Origin of the sequence: Arthrobacter sp. STN4 (genome assembly GCF_024539665.1) — a bacterium.
Lineage (GTDB): Bacteria > Actinomycetota > Actinomycetes > Actinomycetales > Micrococcaceae > Specibacter.
In genome coordinates this window covers 35,956-48,940 of sequence record NZ_JAKZGX010000009.1, presented here as the reverse complement: position 1 = coordinate 48,940, position 12,985 = coordinate 35,956, and the positions used below count along the sequence as shown (strand labels likewise).

The 12,985-nt window shown below is 65.6% G+C and carries 16 protein-coding genes; 8 read left to right on the top strand and 8 right to left on the bottom strand.

The genetic code is table 11. From position 1 onward, the window contains the following. Positions 1–6: 6 nt before the first annotated feature. The 7 genes from MMF96_RS08870 to MMF96_RS08840 are packed head-to-tail and all read left to right on the top strand — an operon-like array spanning position 7 to position 7,769. The gene (locus MMF96_RS08870) at positions 7–1,206 is read left to right on the top strand and encodes a hypothetical protein (RefSeq protein WP_256883298.1); all 1,200 of its coding nucleotides are present in this window, start codon (positions 7–9) and stop codon (positions 1,204–1,206) included. Further along, positions 1,199–2,140, top strand: coding sequence for a complex I subunit 1 family protein (locus MMF96_RS08865; RefSeq protein WP_256883297.1), 942 nt, complete (start codon positions 1,199–1,201; stop codon positions 2,138–2,140). The genes MMF96_RS08870 and MMF96_RS08865 overlap by 8 nt, the downstream gene beginning before the upstream one ends. After that, a complete protein-coding gene (locus MMF96_RS08860) occupies positions 2,137–2,718 on the top strand; it encodes an NADH-quinone oxidoreductase subunit J (protein ID WP_256883296.1) in 582 nt (193 codons plus the stop codon). Before MMF96_RS08865 ends, MMF96_RS08860 begins: the two co-directional genes overlap by 4 nt. Further along, positions 2,715–3,017 (top strand): NADH-quinone oxidoreductase subunit K, encoded by a 303-nt coding sequence (locus MMF96_RS08855; RefSeq protein ID WP_256883295.1) that lies wholly within the window; start codon positions 2,715–2,717, stop codon positions 3,015–3,017. The genes MMF96_RS08860 and MMF96_RS08855 overlap by 4 nt, the downstream gene beginning before the upstream one ends. Continuing rightward, positions 3,014–4,864 carry a proton-conducting transporter membrane subunit gene (locus MMF96_RS08850; protein WP_256883294.1) on the top strand — a complete coding sequence of 617 codons (1,851 nt, stop codon included), beginning with the start codon at positions 3,014–3,016 and terminating at the stop codon, positions 4,862–4,864. Before MMF96_RS08855 ends, MMF96_RS08850 begins: the two co-directional genes overlap by 4 nt. 5 nt (positions 4,865–4,869) lie before the next feature. Then, positions 4,870–6,357 carry an NADH-quinone oxidoreductase subunit M gene (locus MMF96_RS08845; protein ID WP_256883293.1) on the top strand — a complete coding sequence of 496 codons (1,488 nt, stop codon included), beginning with the start codon at positions 4,870–4,872 and terminating at the stop codon, positions 6,355–6,357. 5 nt (positions 6,358–6,362) lie between these two features. Continuing rightward, the gene (locus MMF96_RS08840) at positions 6,363–7,769 is read left to right on the top strand and encodes an NADH-quinone oxidoreductase subunit N (protein WP_256883375.1); all 1,407 of its coding nucleotides are present in this window, start codon (positions 6,363–6,365) and stop codon (positions 7,767–7,769) included. Positions 7,770–7,835: 66 nt separating this feature from the next. On the opposite strand, the gene MMF96_RS08835 is transcribed toward MMF96_RS08840, so the two are convergent. The 7 genes from MMF96_RS08835 to MMF96_RS08810 form a co-directional block, all read right to left on the bottom strand. Beyond that, on the bottom strand, positions 7,836–8,279 hold the full coding sequence (locus MMF96_RS08835) for a peptidase (protein ID WP_256883292.1): 444 nt from the start codon (positions 8,277–8,279) through the stop codon (positions 7,836–7,838). Between the two features lie 13 nt (positions 8,280–8,292). Then, on the bottom strand, positions 8,293–9,468 hold the full coding sequence (locus tag MMF96_RS08830) for a cation diffusion facilitator family transporter (protein ID WP_256883291.1): 1,176 nt from the start codon (positions 9,466–9,468) through the stop codon (positions 8,293–8,295). After that, positions 9,465–9,827 carry a metalloregulator ArsR/SmtB family transcription factor gene (locus MMF96_RS08825; protein ID WP_256883290.1) on the bottom strand — a complete coding sequence of 121 codons (363 nt, stop codon included), beginning with the start codon at positions 9,825–9,827 and terminating at the stop codon, positions 9,465–9,467. Before MMF96_RS08825 ends, MMF96_RS08830 begins: the two co-directional genes overlap by 4 nt. Positions 9,828–10,034: 207 nt before the next feature. Then, positions 10,035–10,220: a hypothetical protein gene (locus MMF96_RS19875; RefSeq protein ID WP_375141415.1), complete on the bottom strand. Its 186-nt coding sequence runs from the start codon at positions 10,218–10,220 to the stop codon at positions 10,035–10,037. Continuing rightward, positions 10,159–10,305 carry a hypothetical protein gene (locus MMF96_RS08820; protein ID WP_256883289.1) on the bottom strand — a complete coding sequence of 49 codons (147 nt, stop codon included), beginning with the start codon at positions 10,303–10,305 and terminating at the stop codon, positions 10,159–10,161. The genes MMF96_RS19875 and MMF96_RS08820 overlap by 62 nt, the downstream gene beginning before the upstream one ends. Further along, positions 10,302–11,375, bottom strand: coding sequence for a site-specific integrase (locus tag MMF96_RS08815; RefSeq protein ID WP_256883288.1), 1,074 nt, complete (start codon positions 11,373–11,375; stop codon positions 10,302–10,304). Before MMF96_RS08815 ends, MMF96_RS08820 begins: the two co-directional genes overlap by 4 nt. Before the next feature lie 106 nt (positions 11,376–11,481). Then, positions 11,482–11,703, bottom strand: a complete 222-nt coding sequence (locus MMF96_RS08810) for a helix-turn-helix domain-containing protein (protein ID WP_256883287.1) — start codon at positions 11,701–11,703, stop codon at positions 11,482–11,484. A gap of 453 nt (positions 11,704–12,156) precedes the next feature. Between MMF96_RS08810 and MMF96_RS08805 the strand changes: the two genes are divergently transcribed. Continuing rightward, entirely contained in the window at positions 12,157–12,630 is a 474-nt protein-coding gene (locus MMF96_RS08805) for a hypothetical protein (RefSeq protein WP_256883286.1), read from the top strand. On the opposite strand, the gene MMF96_RS08800 is transcribed toward MMF96_RS08805, so the two are convergent. Further along, positions 12,566–12,943, bottom strand: coding sequence for a helix-turn-helix transcriptional regulator (locus MMF96_RS08800; protein ID WP_256883285.1), 378 nt, complete (start codon positions 12,941–12,943; stop codon positions 12,566–12,568). The two genes, MMF96_RS08805 and MMF96_RS08800, sit on opposite strands and share 65 nt — an antisense overlap. Positions 12,944–12,985: the final 42 nt, after the last annotated feature.

Genomic DNA, 12,985 nt, shown 5'->3' with positions numbered 1-12,985 from the left:
GCCCGGTTGGCGACTAGCCGTGTTCACGTCCTCATCATTGAGATCCCGGGCTATTCACTGGTGCGCATTCACGCCGAGGCTGCAATCACCGCCAGGGGCTGGGTCCTCGCCGCTGCGCCCGCCGACGCCGACGTCCTGCTCGTGTGCGGCGAAGCCACGGGCGCGTTCGTGGAGATCACCGACAGCGTCTGGAACCAGATCCCCAGCCCCCGCCACCGCACCACCCTCGCAACGGTCGACGCGCTGGCCCCGACACTGAATTCGATCCCGGCCATTCTGAGCGACCAGCAAAGGCAGCTCGCTGACGCCCGGCAACGCCCCCAGCGCATCATCGGGGAGGACGCCGACGGGCACGGCGACGCGGACACCCACCACAGCCATAAGACCCACCACACCCATGACGGACATGACCATGCTGCGATGGAGCACAACGGGCACGGGGCCCCTGACGCCGACGGCGATCCTGACGCCGGGATGGGCATGGGCGGGATGGACATGGGCGCAGACGCCGGGATGGACATGGGCGGGATGGACATGGACATGCATATGGACATGTCCGGTCCCGCGGGGATTCCGCTCGCCAGCGGTGACGAGAGTGACCGCGATGGTCTTGAAATGGATGTCACCCACCTCACCCTGGGCCCGGTCCTGCCCGATTGGCCGGCGGGCCTGGTGGTGCACTGCACCTTGCACGGCGACGTCATCGGTGAGGCGGCCATCGAGCTCCTTCCCGGCCGCGAGGCGGATGAGCCCCCGACCGGGCGGCTGTTCGGGGACACTATTCGGTCCGTGGAACTGTGCGATGCCGCCGGGCACCTGCTCGCCGTCGCCGGTTGGGAAGCCGTCGAGTTGAAGATCCGCCGGGTCCGCGACGAGCTCCTCACCGGGTCTTCCCTTGAATCGGCGGCCGCGAGATTGAACCGGGCGTCCCGGCAGATTGCCCGTTCGCTGACCCTGCGCTGGTCCCTGGCCGGCATCGCCAAGGGCGGCGGGATCGATGCCCGGGCCAGGCTGCTCGACTGGCTGCGGACCGCCGCCGCGCTGCTGGCCGGGGAAGCTGTACCGTCCAACGACTCCAACTGGCCTGACAACCTCGATGATGTCCGTAGCTCCTTGATCGGGCAGGAGCTGTCCACCGTCCGGCTGCTGATCGCCTGCATCGAACCGTCCCGGCTCAAAAACCTGGTGGGGGCGAGCCATGGATAGCGCCGTTGCCGGTGCCGTTTGGGTGCTTATTCTCCCGCCCGCGTTGGCCGTGGCGGCGTTGCTGGCTGCGGCCGCCAACGCCGTCGTGGACGGCCGCGCCCGTGGCCTGTCCGCCACGGGCGGCCTGGCGGCACCCCTCCGTGAGACTGCCCGGCTGTTGCGTCAGCAGCGGCGGACCCTGCCCGGTGCGGACAGTTTGTTGTGGCGGATCGGCGGTGCCGGGCTCGCGATCGCGGCCGTGTTGAAGGTGCTGGTGATCCCGTTCGGAAATTTCACGTTTGCCGACTTGCCGGTCGGCCTGGTCTGGTTCAATGCCATGGACGTGCTGCTCTGGGCACTGTGGTGGCTCCTGGGGTGGGGCGCCAACAGCGGCTGGTCCCTCGTGGGCGGCTACCGCTTCCTTGCCCAGGCGCTCTCCTATGAGCTGCCCCTGATGTTTGCCCTGACCGCACCAGCGGTCGGCGCCGGGAGCCTTCGCCTGCTCGACATCCAGGGCGCCCAGCACACGTTGTGGTTCGTGGTCTGGATGCCCGTCGCATTCCTGGTCTATGCGGCGTCGGTCGTCGCGTTCTCCTCCTGGGGCCCGTTCCAGACTGCCACGGGACGGGATGCCGCTGGCGGGGTGATCGCCGAACTCAGCGGCGTCGACAGGCTCCTGGTCCTCGCCGGCCGCTACATGGTCCTGGTCGCGGGGGCGGCCTTTGCTGTGCCGTTGTTCTTCGGGGGAGGCGCCGGCCCCTGGCTTCCCGGCAGCGTCTGGGTGATTGTGAAGTCCCTTGCCCTCGTTGCCTTGTTCATCACCGCACGCAGGCTGTTCCCGACCCTGCGCCCCGAGCGCCTCGCTGAGGTCAGCCTGGTGCTGATCATGCCCCTGGTTCTCATTCAGGTGCTGGTGGTCGCCGTCATCGTCGTCGTGAACGGAGGGGCACCGTGATCGCTGCCATTGTGTTTTGGTTCTTCGCGGTCGTGGCCGTCGCCAGCGGCGCGGCCGTGTTCATCGTCAACTCGATGGCCCGGGCCTCCTATGCCCTGGCCATCTCCTTCATCGCGGTGGGGGCGATCATCGTGCAGCTGGACCTGGACTATATCGGGGTGATCACGATCTTGATGATGGTGATGGAGATGGCGATCATGGCCGTGTTCATGGTGATGTACATGGGGATGAACCCGGCGCTGATGCCGATGGACATGACCCACAACAAACGCCGCTCGGCGATCATCGCGGTGGTCGTGTTTCTCGTCCTCGCGGCCGGGGCACTGTTCATTCCGTGGCCAGGCCGGACGGGCTCACCGGCCGGGGACTTGATTGCCTCGCTGGGGGAGGCGCTGATGGGATCGAAGATGCTTGTGATGCTGACGATCAGCCCCGCGCTGTTTGCCACCATTGTCGCCTCCCTCGTGCTGGCCAACCCCCGGGGCCGCTACGACCGGCTTGGGGACAACCTGGCCCGGCGCGGCAGCGACGGACGAGCCGCACCCGAGGATCCGATCCGCGGAGGGCTGGGACGATGACGCTGCAATTGGTGTTGCTGATTGCGGCCGCCCTGTTCGCCGTCGGCCTCTACGGGGCGCTGTCCCAACAGGTCGTGGTGATGGTGATGATGGGCATCGAGCTGATGATCAACGGCGTGCTCCTGACAGGGGGCGCCCTTTGGTTTTACCTTGCTCCGACACCGGACGGGCAGACGCTGCTGCTGGTTGTCCTTGCCGCGATGACTGTGGAGATGGCGATGGGCTTCGCCGCCGCCACCGTGGTCCACCGCTCCAGGAACTCCGACATGACCGACGCTGCCACGGAGCTGCACGGATGACCGCGGTACTCCTGTCCGTCATCGGGCTGCCCACCCTTGCCGGGGTTCTCCTCCTGCTGGCAGGCCACCGGATCGACCGTGTCGCCCCCGCCCTGGCCGTCTCCGTTGCAGCCCTTACCCTCGGCGCCGCCGTCACCGCCGCGCTGGCCCTCCCCGCCGTGAGCCTGCCGTTCATCACACCCGATGGTGCCGCTCTCACGGTCGACGGACTGACCGTGGTCCTGCTGCCCACCGTCGCCGCGGTGGTCCTGCTCGTCCTGGTCTTCGCCGCCGCCGAAGGAATCCGGCCCGCGGCCCGATTCCACGGACTGATGCTCCTGTTCACCGCCGCGGTGATGCTCACCATCACCGCGACTTCACTGCCGGCACTGCTCGCCGCCTGGGAAATCATGGGAGCCACCTCCTATGCCTTGATCGGCTTCCACTGGCAGGAGCCCCGCACGATGCCAGCTGCCCTGGTCGCGTTCGCCGTGACCCGCGGCGCCGACCTGGGACTCTACGCTGCCGCGGGCGCCGCTGTCATCGCCGGGCACGGCTGGCACCTGGACGACCTCGCCGACGCGGACGGGCCCTGGCTGCACGTCATCGCCGCCGGCGTGCTCATCGCGGGACTGGGCAAGGCGGCGCAACTGCCGTTTAGCTTCTGGCTCTCCCGGGCCATGGAAGGACCGAGCCCCGTCAGCGCGCTGCTGCACTCCGCCGCGATGGTCGCAATGGGCGCCTACCTCCTACTCCGCCTCGAACCGCTGCTGCTGGCCTCCGGCTGGGCCGGCCCCACGGCCGCCTGGATCGGCGCCGCCACCGCGATCGTGCTCGGAATCGTCGCCGTCTCCCAGACAGATCTCAAACAGCTCCTTGCCGCCTCGACGGCCGCCCAACTCGGCTTCGTCGTCCTGGCCGCCGGGCTCGGCGCCACCGCCGGCGGCACGGCGCAACTCGTCGCCCACGCCGCCACCAAGGCGCTGCTCTTCCTCACCGCCGGCGCCTGGCTCACCGCGGTGGGTTCGAAGCAGCTTCCCGCCCTGCGCGGCATTGGCCGGCGCTGGCCGCTGGCCGGGGCAACTTTCCTGATCGGGGCACTGTCCCTGGCCGGACTGCCGCCGCTGTCGCTGTGGCTGACGAAAGACGCCATCCTCGCCACCGCCCTCCACACCAGCCCCGCCCTGTATGCCGCCGGCCTCCTGGGTGCCGCACTGGCCGCCGCCTACTCTGCCAAGTTGATCGCCATCGTCTGGGCCAAACCGGACCCGCAGGAACAGGCCGACATTGAGCGAACGCAGTGGGACACGGAACAGGTCGGCACCCGTCGCATCCCGCCGGCGGCGGCTGTGCCCCTGATCGTCCTCGCTCTCGCGGCCGTGGTGCTCGGCGTGACCGCCATCCCGGGCGTGTCCGCACCGTTCAGGGCTCTGCTGAACGCGCAGACGGAGGTCGAAAGCACCGTCTGGGAACTGGTGGCGTCCGCGGGGGTCGCCATCGTGGTGATCATTCTGGTGTTTCGCCGCGGCACCCCGAGCCTCCCCGCCGCCGCCGGCTGGTTTGGGCTTGAACGGGCCGCGGGGGTGGTTATTGTCCGCCCCATGTTCGCCACCGCGGAGGCGCTGGCGCGCCTGGATGACCGCATCAACGCAGCGATCCTCGGTTCCGGCCGCCTGCTGGACCGGGCCGCCGCCGGAGCCGGCGTCCTGGACCGGGCCGTGAGCCGCACGCTTGGCGTCATCACAGCCGGCACCGCCGCCCTTGGCGCGCTGGCCCGCCGGGCCCAAACGGGCGCCATCGCCGACTACTATGCCGGTGCCGCCCTCGTCACCGTCGCCGCTCTCGCCCTTTTGATCGTCGTGAGGTAACCGAAGTGCTCAGTATCGTCATCCTCCTCCCCGTCATCGTCGGCGCGGCTCTCGCCGTGGCGCGCGGGCTGCCCGCCATGGCGGCCCGGCTGGTGTGGCTGGCCGCCACCCTGGCCGACCTCGCACTGCTGATCGTGCTCACCTTCACGGCCGGTACGGGTGCGAATGGATTGCGGGCCGAGGAGCGCGTGAACTGGATGCCGCAGCTGGGCAGCAGCTACCACCTCGGAGCCGACGGCCTCTCCCTGCCCCTGCTGCTGCTGGCCGGGGTCATTTTCGTGGTCTGCGCCATCTGGTCCCTGCGCGAAACCGACCGGCCACGGTCCCAGGCGGCCCTGTTCCTCTTCCTGCAGACGACCTGCCTGGGCCTGTTCGCCGCCCAGGACCTGATCCTGTTCTTTCTCTTCTTTGACCTCTCCATCGTCGGCATGTACTTCGTCATCGCCGGCTGGGGGCACGGCAACCCGCGCCGCTCCGCGCTGGTGTTCTTCATCTACACCTTCCTCGGCTCCCTCGCCCTGTTGCTCGGGTTCATCGGCCTCTACCTCGGGGCGGACCCGCACACCTTCGACATGGTCGAACTCTCCCGGCACGGCGCCTTCACCGGCACTCCCGCCGCGGCAGGATTCGTGCTGGCAGCGATTGTAATCGGCCTGGCCGTGAAGACCCCGACGTTCCCGTTCCACTCCTGGCTGCCACCGGCCCACACCGACGCCCCGACCATCGGATCGGTCGTCCTGGCCAGCCTGCTGCTGAAAATGGGCACCTACGGCTTCGTCCGGATCGCGATGCCCATGCTTCCCGACGCCTGGCGGTCCTGGGCATGGGTGATCGTCACCATCGGCATCGTATCGGTCATCTTCGGAGCCCTCGTCGCACTCGTGCAAACCGACATCAAACGAATGATCGCGTTCACCTCCATCAACCACATGGGCTACATCATCCTCGCCGTCGGCGCCGCCGGCGTCGTGGGACGCAACACCGCACAAGCGCAGCACCTCGCCATTGCCGGGGCGGTGACGCAGATGGTCTCCCACGGCCTGATTACCGGGGCCCTGTTCCTGCTCGCCGGCGTGTTCTACGACCGCACCGGCAGCTATGACCTGCGCCAGTACGGCGGACTCGCCCGTCCCGCTCCACGATTCGCCGGTTTCTTCGCCATCGCCGCGTTCGCATCTCTCGGGCTTCCAGGGTTCAGCGGCTTCATCGCCGAGTTCCAGATCTTCACCGGCAGCATCGGCACCGTCCCCTGGGCCCTCATCGCCCTGCCGGGCATCCTGATCACCGCGGTCCTGTTCCTGCGCGCTTTCCAACGCGTGTTCACCGGAGAAACAAAGCAGCTGTCGGCCGGTTTCGCCGACCTCAACCCCCGTGAAACCACGGCACTGGCGGTACTGACCGTGCTGAGCGTTCTCATCGGCATCGTCCCGGGGCCGCTGCTGGCAATGATTGAACCGGCCGCCAAGGTTCTCATCGGGAGCCTGAACCCGTGACCTCGATGTCAATGAACATGGACTACTGGGCCCTGCTGCCCGAAATTGTCCTCCTCGCCGCCGCGGTGCTGGTGCTCCTGGGCGGCAGCTTCCTGCCCCGGGCCCGGCAGGTCATTACCCGCTGGTTCAGTCTCGGCGCCCTTGCCCTCAGTGCAGCCGCCGGCATGGCCGGACTGGAAGGCATGCCGGAGTCAATCTTCGGGGGCAGCTACGCCGTTGACATCTCAACCGCCGTCGTCCGGATAGCGGCACCCCTGGCGACCCTCATCGTGGTGCTGATCGGACGGCATGAATTCACCGGCTCCGCCCGCGAGAGTGAAACATACGCACTCCTGCTGTTGGCAACCCTGGGGACCGTCGTCATCGGCGGCACCACAGACCTTCTGGTGTTGGTCGCTGGATACCTGCTGGCCAGCGTCCCCCTCTATGCGCTGATCGGGTTGTCCCGCAGCAGCCCCGCCGCCGAAGCGACACTGAAGACCTACCTGATCGGCGCACTGTTCGGTGTCCTCCTCATGGCCGGGGTCACCATCCTCACCGGCATCGCCGGGACCAGCAGTTACCTGGACATGACCGAAGCACTGGGAAATGCCCCGGTCGTCGCTGTCGCCGGAGGCGCCGTCGCGGTACTGATCGGACTGACGTTCAAGGCCGGTGCCGTTCCGGGCCATTTTTGGATCCCGGACGCCAGCCAGGCCTCCGGAATAGCCGTCGCCGCGTTCCTGACGACCGTGCCGAAAATCGGTGCCCTCGTCGCGCTGGCCCGCCTGATCGCCGTCTTGCCCGACACGGTGGACGTGCCCCTGCTCGTCGCCATCCTCGCCGTGGTCAGCATGACCGTCGGCAACCTCGCCGCACTGGCACAGACGAACGTAAGGCGCCTACTCGGCTGGTCGACCGTCAGCCAGGTCGGCTACCTGCTGATGCCCCTCGCCGTCATCACCACCAGCAACGGCGCATCGTTGGCACTGCTGGCCTACATCGGCCTCTACGCGCTCACGAACCTTACCTTATTCGCCGTCGTTGCCTGCTTTCCCCGCCGGGAAGAGCTCGACGACTGGGCAGGCATGGCCCGGGCCCACCCCTGGCTGACCGGTTCCCTCATCGTCGCAGCGCTCAGCCTCGTAGGAACCCCGCCCACGGCCGTGTTCATTGGCAAAGTCGCCGTCTTCACCGTCGCCTGGGACGGGGGCATGCCCTGGCTGGTCGTGGTCGCCGCCGCCAACACCGTCCTGAGTCTCGCCTACTACCTCAGGCTCATCCGGCCCGCCTTCCGGACCCCCGGGATCAGCCCCCAGCACGGGAGCCGGAGCACGCCGGGGGTGGCCCTGACTGTCAGCGGGACGGCTGTCACACTCGGCTTCCTGGTCCTGGCGGCGGGTGCCGGAATCTGGTTGGCGTTCCTCGCGTAGGCTACCCACGGTCCGGATCGCTGGAGCATTCGATGAGCTTCTCAGCCATTGTGGCGGTGGCGTCGTTTAGAGGTCACTGAGGCCGATTCCCTGGTCGTCGAGGCAGGGTGAGCGTTTTCCTGCCGACGGGCCGATGGAGCGCAGGCACGTGCACGCCGGTCCTTTCACGGCGGGCATTGCCAGCCAAACGAACCGTTGCATCTTGTTGAACGTGCCGAAATCCAGGACGGCGCCGTCGAGTTTGGCAGCCAGTTCATGGCTGACGCTGATCACGATCCCTTCATCCCGCCCGGACGTCCCCGGGGCGCTGAGCTGGCACCGGATCGGCTTCTTCGGTTCCGTCCGGGAAAAATACAGGCCCTGCCTACGGCAACCACCCTGGCCCTGGTAGCAATGCAACAAGCCGCCGAACACGCCAATCATGGCAAGAGCGTCGCCGGTCACGATGAAGGTGCCGTGTTTGGGGATGGACGCCTCCAGGCCGCGGCCCAACGCCTCCGGGCTTCCCACACCAGTCCGTGCCTCAGTGATGGACGTGCGTGGAAGTCTCACGACCGGCCTCGGTCTTCCCGTGCGGGTCGGTGATTGGCGTGATTGCCATGTCGTCGAGTTTGGGAAGGGCCTGTTCCAGACGGTGTTCAGCGGCGTGGAGGGTTTCCTGGACTGCTGACAGGGCGGCGTCGGCGACGACGACGGTGGCCGCTCCCTGGAGGCGGTGCCCTACCCAGCGCAGTTGCAGGCGTTCCACCGCGAGAATTCCCGGGGTGCCATCGAGGGCAGATTGTGCGCGGGTGACGAGGTCGGGCTCGATCCCGTCCATGAGTCGGCGGCCAATACTCTTGACCGTGCCCCAGAGCAGGACGATGATGGCGGCGGAGATGAGCAGACCGACGATCGGGTCGGCCAACGGGAAGCCAAGCATGACCCCTCCCGCGCCAAGGACGACGGCGAGGGAGGTGAACCCGTCGATGCGAGCGTGCACGCCGTCGGCCACGAGCGCGGCTGAGCCGATCTGCCGGCCCACGCGAATGCGGTAGATGGCCACAGCCTCGTTGCCGGCAAAACCGATGACACCGGCGGCCAGCACCCACCACAGGTTATGCAGGGGTTGCGGATGAAACAGCCTGTCAATGGACTGCCAGGCCGCTACCACGGCGGAAAGTGCCACGACGGCAACAATAAAGAGGCCGGCAAGGTCTTCGGCCCGGCCGTAGCCGTAGGTGTAGCGCCGGTTCGCGGCCCGGCGGCCCAGGATGAAGGCAATCCACAACGGCACGGCCGTGAGGGCATCGGAGAAGTTGTGGATGGTGTCCGCCAGCAGCGCCACCGAACCGCTGATGAGGACCACCAGGAACTGCAGGACCGTGGTGCCCAGCAGAAGGAAGAGGCTGATCTTCAGGGCACGGACGCCTTGGACGCTGGATTCGAGGGCGTCATCGATCGAGTCCGCGGAATCGTGCGTGTGCGGGACAAACAGCTCGAACAACCACCCCTTGAAACCCGTATGGTGCTTGTGGGAGTGTCCATCGTGGTCGTGGTCGTGGTCGTGGTCGTGGTCGTGGTCGTGGTCGTGGTCGTGGTCGTGGTCGTGGTCGTGGTCGTCGTCATGCGGGTGGTCTTCGCCATGCGCATGGCTATGTGGGTGGTCGTGGTCGTCGTCGTCGTGGTGACGGTGGCCCGCCTGTCCGGTGAGGCTCATGCTGTTTTCTGCTCTGCGCGGTGGTGCGCGGGCATCCCGCCGAGCGCGTGCTCGGCCTGGTAAATCGCGTCAGCGACCAGCTGGCGGGCGTGTTCGTTCTCCAGCCGGTACATGACCTTCGTCCCGTCCTGCCGGGTGGAGACGATGCGTGCCAGGCGCATCTTCGCCAGATGCTGCGACACAGCGGCCGGTGACTTGCCCACTGTCTCCGCCAATGCACCAACCGCCATCTCACCCTCGCGCAGGGCAAGGATGATCCGCACCCGGGTGGCATCGGCCAGCATTGCAAAGACCTCGACCGCCAGTTCCACGTATTGGCTGTCGACATCCAATGTGCAAGCCTTCTTATCTGCATTCATACGCAAAGTCTCTCATTAAGTGTTTGACAATGTCACTTACGCCGCCAAGGAGGGTCCCGTGACTTGGCCATCCATTCCGGCATTCATCGCCCGACCGTGCCCGAACGGCTGCAAAGCCAAGGAACGGTCATAAACGAAAAAGTGCCCAGATCATGGTCGTTAGTATCCTCAGATGCCATTGGCTGCCTGCCAGCCTGTCTGAAGTAGTTAGAGTCGCGTTGCCAAGAGTCGGACCTGCACTAACAGCCGATACTGGCTCTCACTTACAGAAAAGCCGGGATGACAGCGCACGTTGATGGATTCGCGAAATGTTGCCCTTTCGCCTACGGTCTCAGACCGGGCGTTGAATGTCGCAAATTTCTTGGCCATGGTCTTTGAGGAGGACGGAGTCAATGACCACCTTGGCGGGCTCCATTCTGCGGACCGCCGCCTGCTCACCTTTACCGGACGGGATTTCAATCTTTTGCGTGAGGATCATGTGTCTACTTGCCTTCCACCACGCCCGAACGCCTGCAGCACCTCAGTGTTGTCCGGAGCCTCATGAGTTTTCTGGACGTAATGCTTGCTCGTAATCAGTTCGCTGGAATGGCCGAGCTGAGCTGTTGCGGCGGCCATGCCCTGGGTATTTGCCAGGATGGTCCCGACGGACTTCCGGAAAGTATGCGGGGTGACCCATTCGAAGCCGACAGCTTTCCGGGCGTCGCGCCATTGCTTTCGGAAACCGTTGGGGTCCCGGATGGTCAGGGTACTTGAGGGGAATACGAGGTCAAGGGTGTTCTGTCGAACTGGATCGGCTTGGCGCCGGCGCAGCATTTCCACAGCAAAGGGTGGCAGGAAGTACCGTTGCCGCGAGTTGGCGCTCTTGGGGTGGTCTTGGATCCTGAGTCCGTTCTTGCCCCGAACGTCGATGATGGTCCCTTGGATGGTGACGGTCGGCTTCTCGGCGGCGAGATCGACGTCGGACCACCGGATGGCCAATGCTTCCCCGATCCGGGCGCCGGTGGCCAGCATGATGTCCACGACGTCGAGGATGTCCTTTTCGTGCAAACCGTTCTGGCGTCCGGTTGGTTGCTGCCAGCGGTAGACGTCGTGGCGAAGTTTGGCGACCTCGTCAATGGTCAGCGCCCGGACTTCCTTAGAGCCGGTGGGGATTCGGGCGACTTCCCGGAGCGGATTTGCCGGGGCGGCGCCGTGGCGTGTGGCCAGGGACATCATGCCGGAGAGCAGCGTTTTGCACATTTTGGCCGTTGCATTGCCGTGTTTGGTGCGCACGCCCTTGAGGAACTTGTCCAGGGTGGAGACGTTGGCTTCGCGGATGGTGAGGTTGCCGACGCCGGGCAGGATGTAGGTGTCAATGATTTCCCTGTAGCGTCGGCGGGTGTTGGCGGCCCGGCCGAGGTCTTCGAATTCCAGCCACCAGAACGTGGCGAGTTCGCTGATGACCATGTCGGGGCTGATTACGTCGTCGGTGGGCGGGAGCATGGCATTGAGCTTGGCCAGCAGAGCGGCTTCGGCCTGTGCCCCTGTCGGGCCGGTCATTTGGTACATCCGGGGCTTTCCGTCGTAGCCGCGCATGGTTGCCCGGGCCCGCCACGTGGTCGGGCCAAGCTTGCGGCGGGTAATTTTCCCCCATGTCCCGAGCGGCGTTTTTGCTCTAGACAACGGGGTCTTCCGTGGTGGCGAGCCACGCGTTGAAGTCCGTGCGACTGATGCGTAGGTGGCGCCCGATCCTGTGAGCCCTGGGGCCCGCGTGCTTGACGCGCCACTGGTAAAAGGTCTGCTCGGGGATCTGCAGCTCACGGCAGACCTCCTTGGGCGTCATCCACTCGTCGACGAAACCCGCGGTGGACGGTGTGTGGTTTGTCTGCTCGGTCATCGGATTCTCCTGTCCAGTATTGGTCTTTCCCCTTCCATGGGGCAAAGGCGCTGAAACTACATGACTTGCGTTGACATGCCGGAAGAACGACGGCGGCCGGCTCGCCTTCCGATGGTCACGTGCGGGAGAGATTCCCGCAACAGCGGCAGCCCGTTATGGATCGCGGCGTCCCCGTTCCTGGTTACGCCACCGACCTCACGGTGGCACTGCGAGTCTTGATTCTTGAGGCCGGAGACGGGAGATCACGACGGCCCGATGACCGGCGACTGATGCAGCTGGAAAAGATGACTGCGAGGATGGACAGATGAAGATGTGCTGGAGTGCGCGGGATCGGCCGTGCGTTGCTGGTGATGCAGGGCGTGTTTGGCAAATCATTCCAACGCAGTGGCTTCTTGAAGCGGTCGAGGGGCCGGACCATACTTGAAGAACTCCCGAGTATCGGATTGGAGAACCATGGCGGACCAGGAATCGCCCAGGTCAGGCGACGAGGCCAGGCGCACGCCCCAGGGCGAGCTTGCTCGAAAACTTCATCTTTTGCTTGACGTCGCTGTCGCGGAGAGAGGTGAGGCACTGACTTTTCCGGAAATTCGTGCGGCGATGACTGTTCGCGGGGTGGGATTGTCCCGGGCGCGTTGGTCCTACATGAAGGATGGCAATGGTCGCCTGGTCCAGGACCGGCCGCTGTTGACCGCACTGGCTGACTATTTCAACGTGGATCCCGAGTATTTGCTCAGCGTCGAGGATGTCGAGACTCCTGAGATGGTCGGCCGGCAGCTCGAGTTCATCAAGTCGTTGAGGGCCGACAGGGTCAAGTCATTCGCGGCCAAGACTCTCGGGGACGTCTCGCCGGAGACATTGGAAATCATCGTTGAGTACTTGGATCAGGATATTGCCCTGCATCCTGGGGAAGGGCCGGCCGCCGATTAAGGAGATAGTCCTGATGGGCTTCCAATAGTTCCTTGATGCGCTCTTCAGCCACTGAATAGCGCGGTGACCTGCCGTGCCGGCGGCCCTGGACGATGTCCACGACGACGGCCCCCGTTTTTTCAAGCGCAATCAGGTGCTGGGCAACGCTTGCCTCGCTGGCACTGACGGCTTCAACGATGTCCCCGCGCGGCACCGGCCCGCTTCCTTCCAGATACCGGATGATTTCCAGGCGGGCCCGATTGCCGAACGCCTCGATTGACGCTTCGACATCGGCCGTCCAGGCCAGGTCTACGGGGTGCGTGATCTTAGGCATGGTTCAATTCTGCACCATTTATCCACAGAATGACATAGTAGG

Excerpts from the sequence above, each read along its gene's own strand:
- MMF96_RS08865 (WP_256883297.1), top strand. The coding sequence starts at position 1,199 with ATGGATAGCGCCGTTGCCGGTGCCGTTTGGGTGCTTATTCTCCCGCCC.
- MMF96_RS08855 (WP_256883295.1), top strand. The coding sequence starts at position 2,715 with ATGACGCTGCAATTGGTGTTGCTGATTGCGGCCGCCCTGTTCGCCGTC.
- MMF96_RS08850 (WP_256883294.1), top strand. The coding sequence starts at position 3,014 with ATGACCGCGGTACTCCTGTCCGTCATCGGGCTGCCCACCCTTGCCGGG.
- MMF96_RS08840 (WP_256883375.1), top strand. The coding sequence starts at position 6,363 with ATGTCAATGAACATGGACTACTGGGCCCTGCTGCCCGAAATTGTCCTC.
- MMF96_RS08830 (WP_256883291.1), bottom strand. The coding sequence starts at position 9,468 with ATGAGCCTCACCGGACAGGCGGGCCACCGTCACCACGACGACGACGAC.
- MMF96_RS08825 (WP_256883290.1), bottom strand. The coding sequence starts at position 9,827 with ATGAATGCAGATAAGAAGGCTTGCACATTGGATGTCGACAGCCAATAC.
- MMF96_RS08820 (WP_256883289.1), bottom strand. The coding sequence starts at position 10,305 with ATGATCCTCACGCAAAAGATTGAAATCCCGTCCGGTAAAGGTGAGCAG.
- MMF96_RS08815 (WP_256883288.1), bottom strand. The coding sequence starts at position 11,375 with ATGTACCAAATGACCGGCCCGACAGGGGCACAGGCCGAAGCCGCTCTG.
- MMF96_RS08810 (WP_256883287.1), bottom strand. The coding sequence starts at position 11,703 with ATGACCGAGCAGACAAACCACACACCGTCCACCGCGGGTTTCGTCGAC.
- MMF96_RS08805 (WP_256883286.1), top strand. The coding sequence starts at position 12,157 with ATGGCGGACCAGGAATCGCCCAGGTCAGGCGACGAGGCCAGGCGCACG.
- MMF96_RS08800 (WP_256883285.1), bottom strand. The coding sequence starts at position 12,943 with ATGCCTAAGATCACGCACCCCGTAGACCTGGCCTGGACGGCCGATGTC.